The following is a 22,026-nucleotide window of genomic DNA, read 5'->3' as shown; positions in this document are numbered from 1 at the left end:
TTAAAAGATGAAATGAATTTTAATTAAAAGTGTTTTGTTAAAGAAGGGAATTATTTCATGGCAAACGTCCTGAAAAAATGGGTTGAAAGCGATAAGCGAGAAATAAAAAGATTAGATAAGATCGCCGATAAGGTCGAGGCTTTTGCTTCTGATATGGAAGCTATGTCTGACGAAGAACTTCAGGCTAAAACTCCAGAATTTAAGTCACGGATCCAAGACGGCGCAACTTTGGATGATATTTTACCAGAGGCCTTTGCGGTTGTGCGTGAAGGTGCACGACGCGTATTAGGATTGTATCCTTTCCACGTGCAAATTATTGGTGGTATCGTACTCCATGAAGGTAATATTGCTGAAATGAAAACTGGTGAAGGTAAGACTTTAACGGCAACAATGCCGGTTTATTTGAATGCCTTGGGCCAAAAAGGAGTACATGTTGTTACAGTTAATGAATATTTAGCCTCACGTGACGCAACTGAAATGGGAGAGTTATACCATTGGTTAGGTTTGTCAGTTGGGTTGAATGTTAATGGTATTTCAGCTGAAGAAAAGCGTGAAGCATACAATGCTGATATTACTTATTCAACAAACAGTGAATTAGGTTTTGATTATCTACGTGATAATATGGTCGTCTACAAAGAAGATATGGTACAACGCCCCTTAAACTTTGTGATCGTCGATGAGGTCGATTCGATCTTGATCGATGAGGCTCGGACACCGTTGATCATTTCTGGACAAGCACAAGGGTCAACTAAACTTTATATCCGCGCCGATCGCTTTGCTAAAACCTTGACTAAGGAAGATGATTTCAAAGTTGATTTGGAATCCAAGACAGTTTCATTAACTGAACAAGGTATTCAGAAAGGTGAAAAATATTTTGGATTGACCAACTTGTTTGATCCAGATAATACGGCTTTGAATCATCATTTGGATAATGCATTGCGGGCGAACTACATTATGATCAAGGATAAAGATTATGTGGTTCGTGATGGTGAAGTTTTGATCGTCGATCAGTTTACAGGTCGGATCATGGATGGGCGTCGTTATTCTGATGGCTTGCATCAGGCTATCGAAGCTAAAGAACGTGTCAAGATCGAAGAAGAAACAAAAACAATGGCTAATATCACTTACCAGAACTTCTTTAGAATGTACAAGAAGTTAGCTGGTATGACAGGTACAGCTAAAACTGAACAAGAAGAATTCCGTGAGATCTATAATATGGAAGTCATTGGGATCCCGACTAATAAGCCGGTTATTCGTGATGATCGTCCTGATTTGTTGTATCCAACACTAGTCAGCAAATTTAATGCGGTCGTAGAAGACATCAAAGCGCGACATGAGTCTGGACAACCAATCCTGGTCGGTACAGTAGCTGTTGAAACTTCTGAATATTTATCCTCACTTTTGGATAAAGCAGGCGTTCCTCATGCTGTTTTGAACGCTAAAAACAATGCTAAGGAAGCTGATATCATCACAAGTGCCGGTCAACGCGGTGCTGTTACGATCGCCACTAATATGGCTGGTCGTGGTACTGATATTAAATTAGGGCCTGGTGTGACTGATGTGGGTGGCTTAGCGGTGATCGGTACTGAACGTCATGAGTCGCGGCGTATCGATAACCAGTTACGTGGTCGTTCTGGTCGACAAGGTGATCCTGGTGTAACACAATTTTATCTTTCATTGGAAGATGATTTGATGTTACGTTTTGGTTCTGATCGGATCAAGGATCTCTTACATCGGATGAAAGTTGAAGATGATGATGCAATCATTCAATCACGAATGATCTCTAGACAGGTTGAATCTGCACAAAAACGTGTTGAAGGTAATAACTATGATACACGTAAGCAAGTTTTGCAATACGATGATGTAATGCGGGCGCAACGCGAAGTTATCTACGCTCAACGTCAGCAAGTGATCATGGAAGAGAGCTCTTTGAAGCATGTGATCATGCCAATGATCCAGCGAACTGTGAAGCATACAGTCCAGATGCATACGCAAGGTGAGAAAAAAGATTGGGACTTGCAAGCAATCGTTGACTTTGCAATTGCGGTGATGGTCAATGAAGATAGTATTTCGGTCAATGATCTAGCAGGTAAGAAACCCGAAGAAATTATTGATTATTTGATGTCACGTGCTGAGGCTAACTATCATATGAAAGAAAAACAACTCTATGATCCAAGCCAAATCTTGGAATTTGAAAAAGTTGTTATCTTACGAGTGGTTGATTCACGTTGGACCGATCATATCGATGAAATGGATCAATTACGTCAATCGATTGGTTTGCGTGGTTACGGCCAGTTGAATCCATTGGTTGAATATCAATCTGATGGTTATCGGATGTTTGAAGAAATGGTTGGTAATATCGAATATGATGTTACTCGTCTCTTCTTGAAAGCCGAGATCCGTCAAAATATTAAGCGATAATAAGTCTAAAACGGGCGGACTACTACGAAAATGGTAGTTTATCGTCCGTTTTTTATGGAGTAGTTATTTGAAAAATTGATTTTGAACATAGAATTCAAAAATTCAGGTAACTTTTTATAATACGAGGAGGAAGAAAAATGGAATTTAGCGATTATAGTCGTGAAATTGAACATTTGAAAAAACAACTCACAGACTTTAGGGGGTCTCTTTGACCTCGAAGGTTTGAAAGAATCAATTGCAGAAAATGAAATGAAAATGTCTGACCCTGCGTTTTGGAACGACAGCCAGCAAGCACAGGTCGTGATCGATGAAAACAATGTTTTAAAAACAAAGTATGATAATTTTAATTCATTGGAAGAAAGTATTGAAGACCTGCAAGTCTTGCTTGAATTGGCGGAGGCTGATCCTAGTGACCAGGAAATTGCCAATGATTTATCTAATAAATATGAAGCTGTTCAAAAACAAATGGAACAATACCAGTTGACTTTACTTTTTAATGGTCGATATGATAAAAATAATGCCATTTTGGAAATACATCCAGGTGCTGGTGGAACTGAGTCGCAAGACTGGGGTTCGATGCTGTTACGGATGTACGATCGTTGGGCAGAACAACATGACTTTAAAGTTGAAACAGTTGATTATCAAGAAGGCGAGGAAGCTGGGATCAAGAGTGTAACATTAATGGTCTCTGGGACTAATGCATATGGCTATTTACGTAGTGAAAAAGGTGTCCATCGTTTAGTTCGGATCTCACCGTTTGATTCTGCAGGTCGGCGTCATACTTCATTTGCTTCGGTCAATGTGATGCCTGAGTTATCGGATGATGTAGAAGTTGATTTACGTCCAGAAGATATTAAAATGGAAGTTTTTCGTTCCTCTGGTGCCGGTGGTCAGCATATTAATAAAACATCTTCTGCGGTACGTTTGATCCATATACCAACTGGGCTTGTTACTTCTAGCCAGGCTCAACGTTCGCAGTTTCAAAATAAGGCAACTGCTGAAAAGATGATGAAGTCTAAATTATACCAAATGGAAATGGAAAAAAAAGAACAGGAACGAGCTAAGATCCAAGGCGAACAGCTGGAAATTGGCTGGGGGTCACAGATTCGCTCATATGTGTTCCATCCATATTCGATGGTCAAAGATCATCGTACAAACCAAGAAACGGGAAATATTCAGGCAGTTATGGATGGAGAGTTGGATCCCTTTATTAATTCGTATTTACAATGGAAATTACAGCAAGATAATCCACAGTAAATAATAGTATCCGGAAGGGACTGGGACAAAACTAGCTGTGCGATTCTAAAAGGGTCGTCGATCTATCCCATTAAATGGGTTAGATTGGCGGCCCTTAAACCTGTTTCAAAAAAATTGAGGCCTTACAGTAACAACGATTACTTTATTCTGATTTTTCATTTTGCTACGCCCCAAAATAAAGCAATGGTCGTTACAAATCGACTTCAAAACACTTTTTGCCTTACTCCCTTTCGCAATCTTTTTGTAACAATAATGTACTGTTAATTGAATATTAGGTAATGTTATACTAATGAAGTATGAAAAATATTTTGGAGGAAAAGTTCTCTTGATCGAATTTAAAAATGTAGTGAAAGATTACGGCAATGAAGTACTTGGCGCCGACCGCTTATCTGTGCGGATCGACCAGGGCGAATTTGTCTATATTGTAGGTCCTAGTGGGGCAGGTAAAACAACTTTTATTAAGTTAATGTATCATGAAGTAGGCGCTACTTCTGGCGAAATACGTGTTAATGATTATGATGTAAGTTCTATTACAAATAAAGAGGTCCCCTTTTTGCGTCGCGAATTAGGGGTCGTTTTTCAGGACTTTAAATTATTGCCACGACTCACAATTTTTGAAAATATTGCGTACGCCTTACAGGTGATCGAAAAGAAACCAGAAGAAGTTGAAAAACGAGTGAATGAGGTTTTAAAACAAGTTGGTTTAAAAGATAAGGCCCAAAACTTCCCCAATGAAATTTCTGGTGGTGAGCAACAACGTGTGGCTATTGCACGCGCGATGGCTAATCGTCCGGGAATTTTAATTGCTGATGAGCCTACCGGTAACTTGGACCCTGATACGTCTGAGGAAATTATGGAAATTTTGGAAAAAATCAATCAAGATGGCACAACTATCGTGATGGCAACTCATAATAGTAATATGGTTAATGAACATAAACATCGTGTATTAGAAATCTCTGCCGGAAAGATTATCCGTGATCAAGAAGGAGGAGGTTACGAAAATGAGTAAGTTAACTTTGAAGCGTCATTTAACCGAAAGTTTGCGAAACTTAAAAAGGAATGGTTGGATGACAACAGCTGCGATTGCCGCTGTGACTGTGACTTTACTGTTAGTTGGGGTTTTGCTTTCGATCTTACTAAATGTTAATAAAGTTGCTAATGATGTACAAAATGATGTTGAAGTCCGTGTTTTCATTGACCGTAAAACAACTGACAAACAACAACAGGATTTAAAAAAGAAACTTTCTAATATTGATGGCGTTGATAGTATTAGTTTTTCTAGTCGTAAAAAAGAGTTAAATAATGTTGTTGGAGAATATGGTAAGGAATTTCGTTTATTCTCAGGTGATGATAACCCACTTTATGACGTGTATGTTGTTAAAACGAATGACCCTAAAGATACGATCAATGTTGCCAAGACAGCTGAAAAATACCGCCATGTTTATCAAGCTCAATATGGAGGGGCATCAGCGAAGAAACTCTTTAACGTTGTTTCGGGAATCAGGCGTTGGGGAATGATCATTAGTATCTTGCTTTTGTTTGTGGCTGTCTTTTTAATTTCAAATACGATCAGGCTAACTATCTTATCAAGGAGTAATGAAATTTCGATCATGAGATTAGTTGGTGCAACAAACGGTTATATCAGATGGCCATTCATTTTGGAAGGAGCATGGACTGGTTTGTTCGGTTCAATTATTCCAATCTTGGTCGTTGATTTTAGTTATGGATGGATGTATAACGTTGTTTCTCAGTCATTACAAAGCACCAATATGTCACTATTAACACCACATACTTTCTTAGTGGAAATTGATCTTTTATTAGCTTTGATCGGTATCGGTATTGGGGCTTTAGGTGCTGCGTTATCAATGGGACGCTTCTTAAAACTAAAAAATTAAATATAATTCTAAAAACTTGGTTTTGTTATAATAACAAGCTAAGTTTTTTTGTTATTGTTTTAAAAAGTTGACCGATTATAGAGATACTTTTTTGTTTTCATTAGCTGATATTGATATACTGAGAACATAATACTTGATGCAGGGGGCTTGATCGTGGAATTCTGGCAGATTATTTTATCTTATTTAATGCAGCCTTTAATTTGGCTGGGGCTCATAATGACAGTTGTTATATATCGACAACGTATTTCTAAAGAAAGACGTTTTTTTAGGATAGCTATCGACCGGGATTTTTATGAAGGCCGGCACTTTTTAAAAACTGCTTTTTTTGGTTTGTTGATAGGCGGGATAATTTCTTTAGCAGCTGGATTAATGTTAACTACTGGTTCGATAGCGCTAATTGAAATAGTTGGGATCATTGTAGTAATTTTATTGCCATTTTTTGACTTAAGTTTAATTGGCTTATGGCTTTCAGCTGCGGGGATCAGTGTTTTAAATCTTGCGGATATTGCTGATTTTTCGATTGGTAAGATGTCTTTTTCATTTGACGGAAAAATGTTACCAGCCAGCGTTTTATTGTTATTAGGAATCTTTTTTTTAGTCAGATCATTTTTGTTACATTATAAGAAGAATACATGGTTTACACCGCGAATAAAGGGTGGTAAAAGAGGAAGACGAGTTGCATATTACAATTGGAAGGAATTTAGTGTGATCCCGTTGATTATTTTGTTTCCAGTTGATACGTTTCAAAGCTCATGGAGTTATTGGCCAGTCTTTTCATTTAATGGCCGTTCATTTGGTATAATGCTCTTGCCTTTATTGATCGCTGCAGCTTTATGTGTCTTTAAAGAAGAGCCGCAAGTAATTTTGAGTAGATTTTATAAACAGTCCCTAATATTAAGTATCCTAAGTGTAGTCTTGGCAGTTTGCGGACTCTTTTATCCTCTGGTTGCCGTACTGGGAATTGTTATTGTCGGAATTTTGGCTGTTTACTATTATTTTCAACGGAAACACGTCGATGAAAAAGGACAAAGATGGTACGTAGAAACTAATGATGGTGTGCGTGTGATTGCTGTCATACCCAACACGCCTGCTGCAAAAATGGGGATCCAAAAAGGAGATACGATCTTAGACTGTAATAAGGAAGTTGTTAGAAATGAACCTGAGTTATATGCTGCTTTGCAAAAAAACTCTGCTTATTGTCATTTGAAGATTAGAACGTTTGAAGGAGACCTTAAAATTACGGAAAGTGCGATTTATGCGGATGCTCCACATGAAATTGGCTTAATATTATTTCAATGAAAGAAGGAGAGCTGAATTGAAAAAAGTCTTAGTTGTTGATGATGATCAAGCTATTTTAACTTTATTAGAATATAACTTAACCAAAGAAGGATATGAGGTTAAAACTGCAATTGATGGGCAAGAGGCTTTAGATACGGCATTGTTTATTTCTTTTGATTTTATTTTATTAGATATTATGTTACCGAAGTTAGATGGGATCGAAGTTACTAAGAAATTACGACAGGAAAAAGTTACAACCCCAATTATTATGCTGACAGCGCGTGACGAAGAAACTGATAAAATCATTGGACTTGAATTGGGTGCTGATGATTATATTACTAAGCCATTTTCACCACGGGAAGTTATCGCACGACTTAAAGCAATTGGTAGACGTGTAACTCCAGCTAATGACCGGATGCAAAGCGGTGATTCACAAAAAAACGAGGAATTGTATACCTTTCAAGATTTTTCTATTGATTTAACGAACTATACAGTTACTGTGGGTGACCAGAAAATTTCACTAACACCTAAAGAGTTCGAACTATTGGCCTATTTTGTAAAACGTCCGGGTCGTGTTTTAAGTCGAGAAAATCTCTTAAACGGTGTTTGGGGTTATGATTATGTGGGGCAAACGAGGATGGTTGATATGCATGTTAGTCATTTACGTGAAAAAATTGAGAAAGATCCAAGTCATCCGACTAATATACAAACCGTTCGTGGTTTCGGTTACAAGTTTGAAGGAAAACTAGATGAAAGTTAGACAGATCCTGCGACGCTTATTATTAGCAGTAGTAGCCCTCTTTTTGACAGTTTTGCTTTATGTAAGATATTCAGGGGTTACTTTCGGGGTTGCTGTTACCCAGTTACATCTTTTTTGGTTAGCACTAGCTGTGTCATTATTCTTTATCTTGATCTTAATGCTTGAATATATGGAAAAAAGGCATGAGAAGAATTTATTGCGACTTTTTATAAAAAAATTAAGTGAAATCACAGAAGGTCAGAAAAGCGGTCATGTGCTTGTTTCTAAAAAAGATGAATTGTATGAATTGGGCCAATCTGTTAATCAAGTTCAAAGCGTGATGCAAAGGCTCTCTAAAGACTATAATCGCCAAAAAAGAGGTTACTTTGGTTTGTTGGAGTATGTACCGATCGGTGTCATGGTGATCGATCAGGATAGAGAAATTTATTTAAGTAATCACCATTTAAATGACATCATGGGCCAAGAACTAGAACTACGGCATGAATTATATTACACGGCACTGGCAGAATTTGATATTGTTAAAATCGTTGAGGAAACCTATCGTACTAAAGAAGATCAACAGGCAGAAATAAAAATTAATTTGGCCGATGCCACTAAGATATTAGCTGTCAATGTAGTCTATATCCCAGTCAGTTCACATCATTTTTTTGTGATGTTACTAGTCAACGATATTACTGAACGCAAACAAATCGAACGAATGCAAAATGATTTTGTCAGCAACGTTAGTCATGAATTGAAAACACCAGTCACGTCGATTGCAGGATTTAGTGAAACTTTGAAAAACGGCGCATTAAAAGACCCTCAAGCTGCGAGCCAGTTTGTTGATATAATACATCAGCAAAGTCTGCGTTTAACTGATCTGATCAATGATATTTTATCTTTGTCACGGATCGGGCCTAATATGAGCCTTGACTTTAAACAAATTCAGGTTCTTCAGTTGGTACAAGAATGCGTTCAACCTTATGAAACGATGTTAAATGAACGTCAATTGACTTTTGTTAATCAGGTTTCACCCAATTTAAAAGTTCAAGCGGATGCAAACAAGCTTAAATATATAATGAGTAATCTGATTCAAAATGCGATCAGATATAATAATGTTGGCGGGAAAGTTACTGTTTTGGCAAAAGCTAATGAATCTACTTGGCAATTTCAGGTCAAAGATACTGGGATCGGTATGACAATGGAACAGCAGAGCCGGATTTTTGAAAGGTTCTATCGGGCAGATACTTCTAGAAGTAAAGAAGTTGAAGGTACCGGTCTAGGATTGGCAATTGTTCAAGAATATGTTGAGTTTTTATCGGGGCAGATAAAAGTCGATAGCCAATTGGATGTTGGAACGACTTTTACTGTGATTTTGCCGTCTTCCCAGGAAAATGACTAAGTATTTCTTAAATGTCTGTTTAAAAAAACACAAAGATTGCGGTGGTAATTATTACCATGTAAAATTATACTTGGAACATCTAAACAAGATGTGATTTAAAATGAAAACTTTTGAATATAGGTAAAGTATATATAAATTTCTGGAGGTATGTTTTTTGAAGAAGAAATTACGCCGCTCGTCAACTAATCGTTTCTTGGCGGGGGTTTGTGGTGGATTTGCTGAATATTTTGGTATTCAGGCTAAATATGTTCGTATCGGCTACCTGGTATTTTCACTAATTTGCTCTACCATTCCACGCTTGGCTATCTTGTCAGTTGGGATCTATTTGATTTTATACCTGGCTATCCCGCAAGAAACAGCGGGTGGAAATTGGTCTTCATTTTTCCAAAATGTTAATTCAAATAGGGCACAGAATACAAGGACACGATCACAGACTAAGCCAAAAGATCGTAAAATATTACATGACGCACACGAAAGGAAAAGCAATTGAATTTCATTAGACGTGTTTTGATCAATGCACTGATATTTGTCGCTATAGCGGGACTATTGCCTAATTATTTTCACGTTGCTAATTTATGGATCGCATTATTAGCGGCTGTGGTGTTAAGTTTATTAAACGCTTTTGTTAAACCAGTCTTGGTTATTTTGTCATTACCGATCACGATGCTAACTTTAGGTTTTTTCTATCTAATAATTAATGCGTTTATTTTAGAAATGACATCATTTTTTGTTGGTAGTGAAGTCTTTTATTTTTCTAGCTTCGGTAGCGCATTGCTCATTTCATTGATCATCAGTTTAGTTAACCTAGTTATTACTGATCGCTTTTCTGTTTAAACAATGTATAATGGTTGTAGAAAAGTAATTGGTCTAGAATTTATTTGGAAAAGGATGCAACTATCTTTTTCTAATTCTACATAAATATATTTGGACGTATACGGGAGGTTTCAACTTGAATAAAGTCAGCGTGCAAGAGTTAGTCGATGAATGTGACTTAGTAGTATATAGTGGAGGCGTTAACTTAGATTCTCGCTATATTATGACTAGTGATATTTCGCGGCCAGGGTTAGAAATGACGGGATATTTTGATTATTATCCAGCAGAACGAATCCAATTGCTGGGGATGACTGAGATCTCTTATTCACATAAAATGAAAAAAAACGAGCGGGCTCGGATCATGGATAAAATGTGTGGTAAAAATACCCCTTGTTTTTTAGTTTCCCGTTTCTTACCTGTTCCGATCGAATTGGAAGAAGCCGGTAAAAGGCATAATATTCCGATTTTAAGGTCTAAATTATCAACCACTCGTTTATCATCACGATTAACTGATTTTTTGCAGGCTAAATTATCTGAGCGTCGTTCGGTGCACGGTGTACTAATGGATATTTACGGATTAGGTGTTTTAATCACTGGTGATTCTGGTGTCGGTAAATCTGAAACGGCCTTGGAATTGATCAAACGTGGTCATCGCTTGATCGCGGATGATCGAGTTGAGATCTATCAACAAGATGAACGTACATTGGTTGGAGAAGCCCCAGAGATTTTGAATCACTTGCTTGAAATTCGCGGGGTCGGTATTATTGACGTTATGAATTTGTTTGGTGCTGGTTCAGTGCGACAAAATACTAATATTTCTGTGATCGTTAATTTGGAAAATTGGTCTGCCGATAAGCAATATGATCGTTTAGGAAGTGGGGAACAAGACTATGAGTTGTTTGGTGTTTCCTTGCCAAAAATCAATATTCCGGTTAAGGTTGGTCGAAATATGGCAATTATTATTGAATCGGCTGCAATGAACTTTCGTGCTAAATCAATGGGGTATGATGCAACACAGAAATTTGAAGATAATTTAAACCGATTGATTAAGAAAAATTCAATTAATAAGTAATTATTTATCAGACCAAAAACAATCTAATATGGACTCTAAGACTAAATTATTGAATTTTAAGGTAATTTAGTCTTAATCTCTTATAAGAATAAGGAGAGAAAGTTATTTTATGAATCTTGTATTGGGTGCTTTAAATCCAATTGCACTTAAATTTGGACCTTTTGAGGTTCGATGGTATGGTGTGATCATCGCTTGCAGTGTTATCCTAGCCGCTGCACTTTCAGTCAAAGAAGGTCAAAAGCGTGGCTTAAAGGATGATTATTTTTATGATTTTTTATTGTGGGCTCTTCCGTTTTCTTTGATTGGAGCTCGTCTATATTACGTAATATTTGAATGGCCATATTATGCTAGCAATCCGAGTGAAATTTATCGGATATGGGATGGCGGTATCGCGATTTATGGTGGCCTGATCGCTGCGGTGATCGTGTTATTAGTCTATTGTCACAGTCAGGAAATTTCTAGTTGGCTCTTTTTAGATGTGATCGCGCCAAATGTTATTTTAGCGCAAGGAATTGGGCGCTGGGGCAACTTTATGAACCAAGAGGCGCATGGCCAAGCTATAACGCTAGACTTTTTACAAAAATTACATTTACCTCAATTTATCATTGATCAAATGAATATCGGTGGTGTTTACTATCAACCGACCTTCTTATATGAATCGCTGTGGGATGTTTTAGGCTTTGTAGTTTTGCTTCTTTTACGCAATAAAAAGCATCTTTTTAAACAAGGCGAGGTTTTCTTTAGTTATGTTATCTGGTATTCATTTGGCCGCTTTTTCATTGAAGGCATGCGGACTGATAGTCTAATGATCGGGCCGTTACGTGTTTCACAATGGTTATCGGTCGTATTGTTTATAGGTGCCTTTTTGTGGTTATTTCATCGTAGATATTGGCATCCATATGCTCCATGGTATCTTGATGGACAAAAAACACTAGCGAAAGAAAAATAAAGACAAGCTTTTTAGTAGACAACTTACAAAAAGTAAGCTAAGATAAAAACATGATCGAAAGAGAAGGAAGGAATAAACTAATGGCAAAGAGTTATGATGTGATCGTAATAGGTGCTGGCCCAGGTGGTATGACAGCAGCTTTGTATGCCTCACGTGCTAATTTATCTGTTTTAATGTTAGATCGGGGGATCTACGGTGGGCAGATGAATAATACTGCAGCTGTCGAAAATTACCCTGGTTTTAATTCAATTTTAGGACCAGATCTAGCTGAAAAGATGTATCAAAGTTCAACACAATTTGATGCACAATATGCTTATGGTAGTGTAGAAAGCGTGTCTGTTGCTGATGATGGCGTAAAAACTATCACTACTGATAGTGATGTGTATGAAACACAGGCTTTGATCATCGCAACAGGTTCTGAGTACCGTAAATTAGGCGTACCTGGTGAAGATGATTATAGTGGCCGTGGTGTTTCTTACTGTGCCGTTTGTGATGGTGCGTTCTTTAAGAATAAGCCAGTTGCAGTGATTGGCGGCGGGGATTCAGCTGTCGAAGAAGGCGGTTATCTTTCTCAAATGACATCGGGTGTTAATATTATTCATCGTCGTGATCAGTTGCGTGCCCAAAAGATCTTACAAGATCGTGCCTTTTCAAATGACAAGATCGGTTTTACTTGGGATACCATTGTGACTGAGATTTTAGGTGACGGGCAAAAGGTTACTGGTGTAAAAACTCATAACAAAAAGACTGATGAAGATGGGACAGTTGATGTTGATGGTGTTTTCATTTATGTAGGTAACCAGCCAATGACTGAACCATTTATAGACCTTGGTATTACTGATGATAAAGGCTGGATCGTAACTGATGAAAAAATGAAAACCAGTGTGCCTGGTATTTTTGCAGTTGGTGATGTTCGACAAAAAGATCTACGTCAAATTACAACATCTGTCGGCGATGGTGGCATTGCAGGCCAAGAAGCCTTTAACTATCTCCAAGCCGTTCAAGATAAAGTGCAAGTTAAATAGGAAGAAGAGAGTGAGACAAAAGATATTTTGAATCCGATTTGTAACGACAATTATATTGTTCTGGGTCGCAGCAAAGCGAAGGAACGGAATAAGTAACGTTGTTACAAGTGAGGCTTCAATCTTTTGGAACACATTTAAGGGCCGTCGATTTAACCCATTTAATGGGATAGATCGACGGCCCTTCTAGTATTGGACAGCTAGTTTTGCCCCAGCCTTGTTTAATTTATGTAAAAATTTTGTTTCCATTAGCCAAGTTATCTAAATGTTTGGGAAAATTGGTATGTGTAATACAATGTTTGTTAAGCACTGCCATTATTAGTTTCAATAGTGTTACGAAAATACAATTAGGTTAGTTATGTTGGCAATACTTGACATGAATAGTTATACTAAAAGGTGAGACAAAATTATACGAGGAGTGGAATACATGAGCTGGAAAGATACTTATACAGTATGGAAAAATAATAATGATTTAGAATCAAGCTTGAAGCAAGAACTAGATGATTTAGCTGGAGATCAGGAAGCATTAGAGGACGCATTTTATGCTCCGCTTGAATTTGGGACAGCTGGGATGCGCGGTGTTTTAGGAGCCGGCATTAATCGAATGAATATTTACACTGTTCGTCAGGCAACTGAAGGTTTGGCTTCCTTTATGGAAATTTTAGATGATGAGGTTAAGCAGCGTGGTGTTGCAATCAGTTATGACTCCAGACATCATTCACAAGAATTTGCATATGAATCAGCCCGTGTTTTGGGTGTACATGGTATTAAATCTTTTGTGTTTGAAAGCCTTCGTCCTACTCCAGAATTATCCTTTACAGTGCGTCATTTACACACATATGCTGGGATCATGATCACGGCAAGTCACAATCCTAAAGAATATAATGGTTATAAGATCTATGGTGAAGATGGGGCACAAATGCCACCTAAAGAATCAGATCTGATCACTAAATATATTCGTCAAGCAGATGATCTATTCGCAATTAAAGTTGCTGATAAGGAGCAATTAATTGAGGATCAGACGTTGACAGTGATTGGTGATGAAGTTGACCGTGCTTACTTGTCAGAGGTCAACAATGTTACCATCGACCATGAGTTGGTTGAAAAAGAAGGACAAACGATGAAGTTGATCTTTAGTCCCTTACACGGAACTGGCGCAATGCTTGGGGAAAAAGCTTTGAAGCAAGCTGGATTTAAGAACTTCACGATGGTACCTGAACAAGCTGTAACAGACGGTGATTTTCCTACTGTTAAGAAGCCAAATCCAGAAGATGAAGCTGCCTTTGATTTATCGATCAAGTTAGGGAAAAAGCAAAATGCTGACTTGTTGATTGCTGTGGACCCTGACGCAGATCGCTTAGGGGCAGCTGTTCGTCAACCCGACGGGCAGTATCAATTATTGACTGGTAATCAAATCGCCGCTTTAATGCTAAATTATATTTTAGTTGCACGAGAAAATGCTGGCACATTGCCTGAAAACGCAGCTGTTGTTAAATCGATCGTTTCCAGTGAATTTGCAACTAAAATTGCTGAAAAACATAATACTAAGATGGTCAATGTTTTAACAGGTTTTAAATTTATTGCTGAAAAGATCAAGGAATTTCAGGCTAACGATAGCCAAACATTTATGTTCGGTTTTGAAGAAAGCTATGGCTATTTGACCAAACCTTTTGTGCGTGACAAAGATGCGATTCAATCTTTAGTCATGCTGGCTGAAGTAGCTGCTTTCTATCGCGAACAAGGCAAGAATTTGTATGATGGCCTGCAAGATCTATTCAAGGAATATGGATACTTTGCAGAAAAAACAATTTCACAAACTTTTGATGGTATCAAAGGAGCGTCGCAAATTGACAGTTTGATGGCTAAATTCCGGGATGAAGCCCCAACTAAATTTGCCGGTTATACTGTCACAGCAATAGAAGATTTTGAAAAATCATTAAAAACGTTTGTGGATGGAACAGTCGAAACGATCGATCTGCCGCAAGCAAATGTTTTGAAGTATTTGTTGGAAGATGGAACTTGGATCGCTATTCGACCTTCAGGGACTGAACCTAAAATTAAGTTTTACATTGGTACGCAAGCAGCTACTTATGAAAAAGCCCAGCAAAAACGAGCAGATTTTGAAAGTGCTATTAATCAGTTTATTAATGAATAAAAACGTAAAAAGTAGCGGAGCATGTGGATCTTTTAAAAGGAGCCATTAGTAGTTGACGCTGCTTTTTTGTTATGTTCGAAATAGTGTTTTTAGGGCTCATATCAGGGGTTCTGTAGTTTTTGTTTACACAATTTACTAGAACTTCTAGCGGGTCAAAAATATCGCGAAAACATGTTCGGTATGCTACAATGTATGTTGCTGGCTATGGACCTAAACACAGAAAGATTGGGGGAATTATAATGATCGATAGACAAGATGACCATGAATTTGAGTTGGTATCAAATTACAAGCCAACTGGTGATCAGCCTGATGCGATCGATGAGTTAACTTCAGGTATTAAAAATGGTGAAAAAGCGCAAATTTTATTAGGTGCTACTGGGACTGGTAAAACTTTTACGATTTCAAATGTGATCAAAAATGTTAATAAACCAACACTTGTGTTAGCACATAATAAAACTTTGGCCGGTCAGTTATACGGCGAATTTAAGGAGTTTTTTCCCAACAATGCTGTGGAATACTTTGTTAGTTACTATGACTATTATCAACCTGAAGCTTATGTTCCTTCCAGTGATACCTATATTGAAAAAGATTCAAGCATCAATGATGAAATTGATAAGTTACGTCATTCAGCTACAAGTTCACTCTTGGAACGAAATGACGTGATCGTGGTTGCTTCAGTTTCTTCGATTTTTGGTTTAGGTGATCCATCAGAATATAAAGCTCACACGATCTCATTACGTGTGGGTCAAGAAATTGAGCGTGACCGTTTATTAGGTCAACTTGTAGATATTCAATTTGAACGTAATGATATTGATTTTCAACGGGGGCGTTTCCGTGTTCGTGGTGACGTGGTCGAGATTTTTCCAGCTTCGCATGATGAACGTGCTTTAAGGGTTGAGTTTTTTGGCGATGAGATCGACCGGATCCGCGAAGTCGACCCTTTGACGGGTGAGATCTTGGGTGATCGTGATCACGTTGCAATTTTTCCGGCAACTCACTTTATGACTAATGAAGAACGAATGGAAGAAGCCGTTAATGCGATCTCTACTGAGTTAAAAGAACAAACAGACAAATTAAAGTCAGAAAATAAATTACTAGAAGCACAACGCTTAGAGCAGCGGACAACTTATGATGTAGAAATGTTAAAAGAAATGGGTTATTGTTCTGGTATTGAAAACTATTCACGGCATATGGATGGTAGAAAACCTGGTGAGCCGCCATTTACGTTACTTGATTTCTTTCCAAAGGACTTTTTGATCGTCGTGGATGAATCACACGTAACGATGCCGCAAGTTCGAGGTATGTATAATGGGGACCGCTCAAGAAAACAAATGTTAGTTGATTATGGCTTTCGTTTACCGAGCGCCTTAGACAATCGTCCCTTGAAGCTAGAAGAATTTGAAAAACACGTTAATCAAATCGTATATATGTCGGCCACGCCTGGACCATATGAACGTGAACAAACTGATGATGTGGTTGAACAGATCATTCGACCGACTGGATTATTAGACCCTGAAGTTGAAGTCCGAAAAACTGACGGGCAAATGGATGATCTGGTCAGTGAGATCAATAAACGAGTCGAAAGACATGAACGGGTCTTTGTCACAACTTTAACAAAAAAGATGGCAGAAGATCTGTCTGATTATTTTAAAGAATTAGGTATTAAAGTTAAATATTTGCATTCAGATATTAAGACTTTGGAACGGACTGAGATTATTCGAGACTTGCGCTTAGGTAAATTTGATGTTTTAGTGGGGATCAATTTATTGCGTGAAGGTATCGATGTTCCGGAAGTCTCTTTGATTGCTATCTTGGATGCTGACAAAGAAGGTTTTTTACGCAATGAGCGTTCATTGATCCAAACGATCGGACGTGCATCTAGAAATGAACACGGACATGTCATTTTATATGCTGATTCAATAACAGATTCCATGCAAAGGGCGATGGATGAAACTCAACGGCGGAGGAATATCCAACAAGAATATAACGCAGAGCACGGTATCGTACCACAAACGATCAAAAAAGAAATACGTGCTTCAATTTCTGGAGTTTTGCCTGTTTCTGACGAGAATAAAGATTCAGAAGGTGTTGACTTTTCCAGCATGAAGAAGTCAGAACAAAAAGAAATGATCTCAAGCTTGGAAGACCAAATGAAGCAGGCTTCGAAACGCTTAGACTTCGAAGATGCTGCCACCCTACGTGATACTATTTTGGAATTGAGAGCGCAGATCAGTTAAGTAAGCTCCAGTCAGAAAATCGTGAGATAATATGAGAAAGAGGGAAAAAGGTTGGCACAAGATAAAATTGTGATCCACGGCGCACGTGCGCATAATTTGAAAAAAATTGATGTGGCTATTCCTAAAAATAAATTTGTTGTAATGACTGGTTTATCAGGGTCTGGGAAAAGTTCTTTGGCTTTTGACACCTTATATGCTGAAGGCCAACGTCGTTATGTTGAAAGTTTGTCAGCTTATGCTAGGCAATTTTTAGGTCAAATGGATAAACCAGATGTTGATTCGATCGATGGTTTGTCACCGGCAATTTCAATCGATCAAAAGACAACATCTAAAAACCCACGTTCAACTGTTGGTACGGTGACAGAGATCAATGATTATTTACGTTTATTGTGGGGGAGAGTAGGGACACCAATCTGTCCCAATGATGGACATAAAATTACTAGCCAGGCACCAGAACAGATGGTAGACCGTGTCTTGAATTTACCAGAGAGAACTAAATTACAGATACTGGCTCCGATCGTGCGTGCACAAAAGGGACAGCATAAAAAAATTTTAGAACGGATCAAACGTGAAGGCTTTGTGCGGTTGATCGTTGATGATGAAATGCATGATGTCGAAGAAGAGTTGGAATTAGACAAGAATGTTAAACACTCGATCTCTGTAGTTGTTGATCGAATCGTAGTCAAAAAAGGTGCTAGATCTCGTCTGTTTGATTCCTTTGAATCAGCCTTACGTTTATCTGGTGGATATGCGTATGCAGATGTGATCGATGGTGAAACTATCCAATTTTCAGAAAATTTTGCCTGTCCATACTGCGGTTTTACGATTGGTGAATTGGAACCACGTTTATTTTCATTTAATGCGCCCTTTGGTGCTTGTCCTGACTGTGATGGCTTGGGGGTTAAGTTAGAAGTTGATAAAGACTTGGTCGTCCCAGATCCTGATAAAACCTTAAATGAAGGGGCATTAGTTCCTTGGAATCCCATAAGTTCTCAATACTACCCAACGTTATTGGCTGAAGCCTGTGATAAGTTCGGTATTGATATGGATAAACCATTTAAGAAATTGACTAAAAAACAGCAAAATACTGTTTTGTATGGTGCTGGAGAAAAGACTTTCCATTTTGTATTTGAAAATGACTTTGGCGGTAAGCGTGATTTAGATATGCGATTTGAAGGTGTTATCAATAATATTTCACGCCGTTATCGTGAAACAAATAGTGATTTTACCCGTGATGTGATGCGTAAATATATGACAAGTTTAACTTGTCAAACTTGTCATGGTTACCGTTTAAATCGTAAAGCTCTGGCAGTTAAAATCGGTGGTAAGCATATTGGTGAAGTTTCAGATTATTCGATCGGTGATTCTTTGACTTTTTTTGCAGGTTTAGAGTTTTCTGAACAGAACGAACAAATCGCCCAACCAATTTTAAAAGAGATCAAGAACCGTCTGACCTTCTTACAAAATGTCGGTTTGAACTATTTAACTCTAAGTCGCTCAGCTCGAACGCTTTCTGGTGGGGAAGCACAAAGAATCAGGTTAGCCACGCAAATTGGTTCTAATCTGTCGGGCGTTATGTATATCTTAGATGAACCATCGATCGGTTTACATCAACGAGATAATGATCGTTTGATCGCTTCATTGAAAAAAATGCGTGATCTGGGTAACACCTTGATAGTGGTCGAACATGATGAAGACACGATGCGTGCAGCCGATTATATTATTGACATCGGCCCGGGAGCTGGAATCAATGGTGGTCAGGTAATGGCAAGCGGGACACCTAAACAAGTTGCCCGTTCTACCAAGTCGATCACCGGTCAATATTTATCTGGTAAAAGGTATATTCCGATCCCTAAAAAAAGACGAGCAGGCAATGGTGAATTTGTAACGCTAAGTGGTGCGAGTGAAAACAACTTAAAGAATATTACAGTTGATTTTCCCTTAGGTAAATTCATTACTGTAACGGGTGTATCCGGCTCGGGTAAATCGACATTAGTTAACTCGATTTTAAAGCGTGCTCTAGCCCAAAAGCTAACGCGTAATTCTGAAAAGCCAGGAAAGTATGAAAAGATTTCAGGTTATAAACCGTTAGAAAAGGTGATCGATATCGACCAGTCACCGATCGGACGCACACCGCGGAGTAATCCCGCTACTTACACTGGCGTATTTGATGATGTGCGGGCTTTATTTGCCCAGACTAACGAAGCAAAACTACGTGGTTACACTAAAGGACGTTTTAGCTTTAATGTTAAGGGTGGTCGTTGTGAAGCATGTAAGGGTGATGGGATCATTAAGATCGCTATGAACTTTTTGCCTGATGTTTATGTGCCGTGTGAAGTATGTCATGGGACTCGTTTTAATTCTGAAACACTTGAGATCGAATATAAGGGTAAAAATATTTCACAGATCTTAGATATGACGGTTGAAGAAGCACTGAACTTTTTTGCTCCTATTCCTAAGATCAAACGTAAATTGCAAACTATCATGGATGTTGGCTTAGGTTATGTTAAATTGGGCCAACCTGCTACGACTTTATCCGGAGGTGAAGCTCAGCGGATGAAGTTAGCGTCTGAATTGCACCGTAAATCAAATGGCAAGACCTTCTATATCTTAGATGAGCCAACTACAGGGTTGCATAGTGAGGATGTCAAAAATTTGCTTTCAGTCTTGCAACAGTTAGTTGATAAAGGAAATACTGTGCTAGTGATCGAACATAACTTGGATGTGATCAAGACATCAGACCATCTGATCGATTTAGGACCAGAAGGTGGGGAAGGTGGCGGTCAGGTCGTTGTTACCGGTACGCCAGAAGATGTTGCTGCCTGCAAAGAAAGTTATACTGGTCAATATTTAAAAAATATTTTAGCAAATGGGCATTATAAATAAGAATTAGCTATTTAAAAAAGTGGATGACTTGCATTTTACAGTGAAACTGCTAAAGTTTATTTATACTAATTTTTAAAGATAGGAGAGATCATTTTGGCAAAAGTTGAAAGTTTTACATTGGATCATACTGCTGTTAAGGCACCGTATGTTCGTTTAATTGCTTCTGAAGAAGGAACGAAGGGTGACAAAATCTCAAATTACGATTTGCGTTTAGTTCAACCTAATGAAAATGCGATCCCAACAGCAGGTTTGCATACGATCGAACATATGCTTGCTGGTTATTTGCGTGACCATATGGATGGAGTGATCGACTGTTCTCCATTTGGTTGTCGGACTGGTTTTCATTTGATCACATGGGGCGAACACGATACAGTTGAAGTTGCAAAAGCTTTGAAACAGTCCTTAGAAGATATTACAGCAGCTTCATGGGATGATGTTCAAGGGACAGATATCAAGAGTTGCGGTAATTACCGTGATCACTCACTCTTTTCAGCCCAAGAATGGTCTAAGAAGATTTTAAGTGAAGGTATTTCTTCAGAGCCCTATGAACGTAAAGTTGTTAAATAATATAATAAAAACTCTAAAGATATGAGGTGCTCCATAATTGTTAGACCTAGAGATCTAACAATTAAGGGGCATTTTTATTTGCTAAAAGGTTTTCTGATGTATATAAAAAATATATAATAAGAAAAGTTAGTGAATAAGCTAATTTATTTATGTTTTTAAATATAACAATGGACAATTAGAGGTATTAGTTATGAATGAAAAGTATTCGAGTATCTTTGATATAGTTGGCCCAGTAATGATCGGTCCATCGAGTTCTCATACAGCTGGGGCAGTTTTACTAGGACAAGAGGCTAGTAAGCTCTTAGAAACCAGACCTCAAAAAATTACGATCGATTATTATGAATCATTTGCTAAAACACACGCTGGTCATGGGACTGATTTTGCAATAGTGGCTGGTGTACTTAAAATGGCTATGTATGATCCGCATTTACCTGAATCACTTGAACTGGTTGAACAATTGGGAGTCGAACTTGAGATCAATGAACTTAAATCACCGAGCCCGATCGATCATCCTAATACAGCAACTATCACGCTAACAGATGGAAGAAAAAAAGCTGCTCTTTGTGGTTGTTCGATCGGCGGAGGAAAGATCGAAATAAAGCGGTTGATGTTTGGAAGCCATCAGCTTGAGTTACTTGGTTCATTACCGATTTTGTTATTTTCTTGTTCATCTGAGTCTTTGCTGTTAGTTTTAAAAGAATTAACAGAAAATGATGTGGTAGTTACTGCTCAGAATTTTTGTAAATTAAATGAAAATAAAAATTTATATGCACTTAGTTTACAGAAAACTCTTGCTGGCAACCTGGTAAATAATATTTTAAAGTATTGTGATAATTTAGTTTGTTTATGATCCGAGGTGAAAAAATTGTATCATAAAATTGCGGAACTAATAAAGGCGGCTAAAACGCGTCAGATGACGATCGCACAGTTGATGTTGGAACAAGAATGTACCTATTCTAAAGAAACCAAGGAAACTGTACTTTCACGAATAAAACAGCAGTTGGAGGTCATGCATAAGGCTGCGAATAAAGGTTCATCGGGCAATGGAGTTTCTTCAAGAACCGGTTTAACGGGGCATCAAGCGGCTCAGCTTGCCGCATACCGCCGTCAAGGTAAAAGTCTATCAGGAGATACGATCTTAACGGCAATGGAAAATGCCGTGGCGACCAATGAAGTTAACGCGGCCATGGGTGTTATTTGTGCAGCGCCGACTGCCGGTTCTTCTGGTACATTGCCAGGAGTTTTGTTTGCTTTAGAAAAAAAGTTAAATCTAGATGTTAAGGCTGAAATTGATTTTTTATTGTGTGCTAGTGGGTTTGGTTTGATCGTTGCA

18 protein-coding genes are annotated in these 22,026 nt (G+C 38.1%); all 18 read left to right on the top strand.

Annotated features, from left to right (window positions below; genetic code table 11):
• The first annotated feature begins 57 nt into the window (after positions 1-57).
• Positions 58-2,421 (top strand): preprotein translocase subunit SecA, encoded by a 2,364-nt coding sequence (secA, locus tag LACPOB_RS0109525; protein ID WP_017868617.1) that lies wholly within the window; start codon positions 58-60, stop codon positions 2,419-2,421.
• Positions 2,422-2,558: 137 nt separating this feature from the next.
• Positions 2,559-3,678 (top strand): peptide chain release factor 2 gene (gene prfB, locus LACPOB_RS0109520; protein ID WP_191976291.1). Its coding sequence is split into 2 segments (ribosomal slippage): positions 2,559-2,630 and positions 2,632-3,678, totalling 1,119 coding nucleotides; the frame shifts between segments, so codons are not numbered across the junction.
• Between the two features lie 325 nt (positions 3,679-4,003).
• Positions 4,004-4,687: a cell division ATP-binding protein FtsE gene (gene ftsE / locus LACPOB_RS0109515; RefSeq protein WP_026142819.1), complete on the top strand. Its 684-nt coding sequence runs from the start codon at positions 4,004-4,006 to the stop codon at positions 4,685-4,687.
• Complete coding sequence (gene ftsX, locus LACPOB_RS0109510; RefSeq protein WP_017868614.1) at positions 4,680-5,573, top strand: permease-like cell division protein FtsX; 894 nt, start codon at positions 4,680-4,682, stop codon at positions 5,571-5,573. The genes ftsE and ftsX overlap by 8 nt, the downstream gene beginning before the upstream one ends.
• 216 nt (positions 5,574-5,789) lie before the next feature.
• A complete protein-coding gene (locus tag LACPOB_RS0109505) occupies positions 5,790-6,872 on the top strand; it encodes a PDZ domain-containing protein (RefSeq protein WP_258420996.1) in 1,083 nt (360 codons plus the stop codon).
• A gap of 16 nt (positions 6,873-6,888) precedes the next feature.
• Complete coding sequence (locus tag LACPOB_RS0109500) at positions 6,889-7,611, top strand: response regulator transcription factor (RefSeq protein ID WP_017868612.1); 723 nt, start codon at positions 6,889-6,891, stop codon at positions 7,609-7,611.
• Complete coding sequence (pnpS, locus tag LACPOB_RS0109495; RefSeq protein ID WP_017868611.1) at positions 7,601-8,992, top strand: two-component system histidine kinase PnpS; 1,392 nt, start codon at positions 7,601-7,603, stop codon at positions 8,990-8,992. Before LACPOB_RS0109500 ends, pnpS begins: the two co-directional genes overlap by 11 nt.
• Before the next feature lie 154 nt (positions 8,993-9,146).
• Positions 9,147-9,482: a PspC domain-containing protein gene (locus LACPOB_RS0109490; protein ID WP_017868610.1), complete on the top strand. Its 336-nt coding sequence runs from the start codon at positions 9,147-9,149 to the stop codon at positions 9,480-9,482.
• Entirely contained in the window at positions 9,479-9,826 is a 348-nt protein-coding gene (locus tag LACPOB_RS0109485) for a phage holin family protein (protein ID WP_017868609.1), read from the top strand. Before LACPOB_RS0109490 ends, LACPOB_RS0109485 begins: the two co-directional genes overlap by 4 nt.
• Positions 9,827-9,941: 115 nt before the next feature.
• Positions 9,942-10,877, top strand: a complete 936-nt coding sequence (hprK, locus tag LACPOB_RS0109480; RefSeq protein ID WP_017868608.1) for an HPr(Ser) kinase/phosphatase — start codon at positions 9,942-9,944, stop codon at positions 10,875-10,877.
• Between the two features lie 109 nt (positions 10,878-10,986).
• Positions 10,987-11,826 (top strand): prolipoprotein diacylglyceryl transferase, encoded by an 840-nt coding sequence (gene lgt / locus LACPOB_RS0109475; RefSeq protein WP_017868607.1) that lies wholly within the window; start codon positions 10,987-10,989, stop codon positions 11,824-11,826.
• 80 nt (positions 11,827-11,906) lie between these two features.
• A complete protein-coding gene (gene trxB, locus LACPOB_RS0109470; RefSeq protein WP_017868606.1) occupies positions 11,907-12,851 on the top strand; it encodes a thioredoxin-disulfide reductase in 945 nt (314 codons plus the stop codon).
• 424 nt (positions 12,852-13,275) lie between these two features.
• A complete protein-coding gene (locus LACPOB_RS0109465; protein WP_017868605.1) occupies positions 13,276-15,003 on the top strand; it encodes a phospho-sugar mutase in 1,728 nt (575 codons plus the stop codon).
• A gap of 239 nt (positions 15,004-15,242) precedes the next feature.
• Positions 15,243-17,240: an excinuclease ABC subunit UvrB gene (gene uvrB, locus LACPOB_RS0109460; protein ID WP_017868604.1), complete on the top strand. Its 1,998-nt coding sequence runs from the start codon at positions 15,243-15,245 to the stop codon at positions 17,238-17,240.
• A 51-nt stretch (positions 17,241-17,291) separates the two neighbouring features.
• Entirely contained in the window at positions 17,292-20,126 is a 2,835-nt protein-coding gene (gene uvrA / locus LACPOB_RS0109455; protein WP_017868603.1) for an excinuclease ABC subunit UvrA, read from the top strand.
• 93 nt (positions 20,127-20,219) lie between these two features.
• Entirely contained in the window at positions 20,220-20,693 is a 474-nt protein-coding gene (locus tag LACPOB_RS0109450; RefSeq protein ID WP_017868602.1) for an S-ribosylhomocysteine lyase, read from the top strand.
• A 190-nt stretch (positions 20,694-20,883) separates the two neighbouring features.
• The gene (locus LACPOB_RS0109445; protein WP_017868601.1) at positions 20,884-21,543 is read left to right on the top strand and encodes a serine dehydratase beta chain; all 660 of its coding nucleotides are present in this window, start codon (positions 20,884-20,886) and stop codon (positions 21,541-21,543) included.
• A 15-nt stretch (positions 21,544-21,558) separates the two neighbouring features.
• Positions 21,559-22,026 (top strand): L-serine ammonia-lyase, iron-sulfur-dependent, subunit alpha (locus tag LACPOB_RS12030; protein ID WP_040533093.1); only part of this gene is annotated, 468 nt, incomplete at its 3' end.

Source organism: Ligilactobacillus pobuzihii E100301 = KCTC 13174, assembly GCF_000349725.1.
Taxonomy (GTDB): Bacteria; Bacillota; Bacilli; order Lactobacillales; family Lactobacillaceae; genus Ligilactobacillus; species Ligilactobacillus pobuzihii.
This window is presented reverse-complemented; position numbering and strand designations above follow the sequence as displayed.

What these genes read in the sequence shown, in the direction of transcription:
- secA (WP_017868617.1), top strand. Translation starts at nt 58, where the DNA reads ATGGCAAACGTCCTGAAAAAATGGGTTGAAAGCGATAAGCGAGAAATA.
- ftsX (WP_017868614.1), top strand. Translation starts at nt 4,680, where the DNA reads ATGAGTAAGTTAACTTTGAAGCGTCATTTAACCGAAAGTTTGCGAAAC.
- LACPOB_RS0109505 (WP_258420996.1), top strand. Translation starts at nt 5,790, where the DNA reads ATGACAGTTGTTATATATCGACAACGTATTTCTAAAGAAAGACGTTTT.
- pnpS (WP_017868611.1), top strand. Translation starts at nt 7,601, where the DNA reads ATGAAAGTTAGACAGATCCTGCGACGCTTATTATTAGCAGTAGTAGCC.
- lgt (WP_017868607.1), top strand. Translation starts at nt 10,987, where the DNA reads ATGAATCTTGTATTGGGTGCTTTAAATCCAATTGCACTTAAATTTGGA.
- trxB (WP_017868606.1), top strand. Translation starts at nt 11,907, where the DNA reads ATGGCAAAGAGTTATGATGTGATCGTAATAGGTGCTGGCCCAGGTGGT.
- LACPOB_RS0109465 (WP_017868605.1), top strand. Translation starts at nt 13,276, where the DNA reads ATGAGCTGGAAAGATACTTATACAGTATGGAAAAATAATAATGATTTA.
- uvrB (WP_017868604.1), top strand. Translation starts at nt 15,243, where the DNA reads ATGATCGATAGACAAGATGACCATGAATTTGAGTTGGTATCAAATTAC.
- LACPOB_RS0109445 (WP_017868601.1), top strand. Translation starts at nt 20,884, where the DNA reads ATGAATGAAAAGTATTCGAGTATCTTTGATATAGTTGGCCCAGTAATG.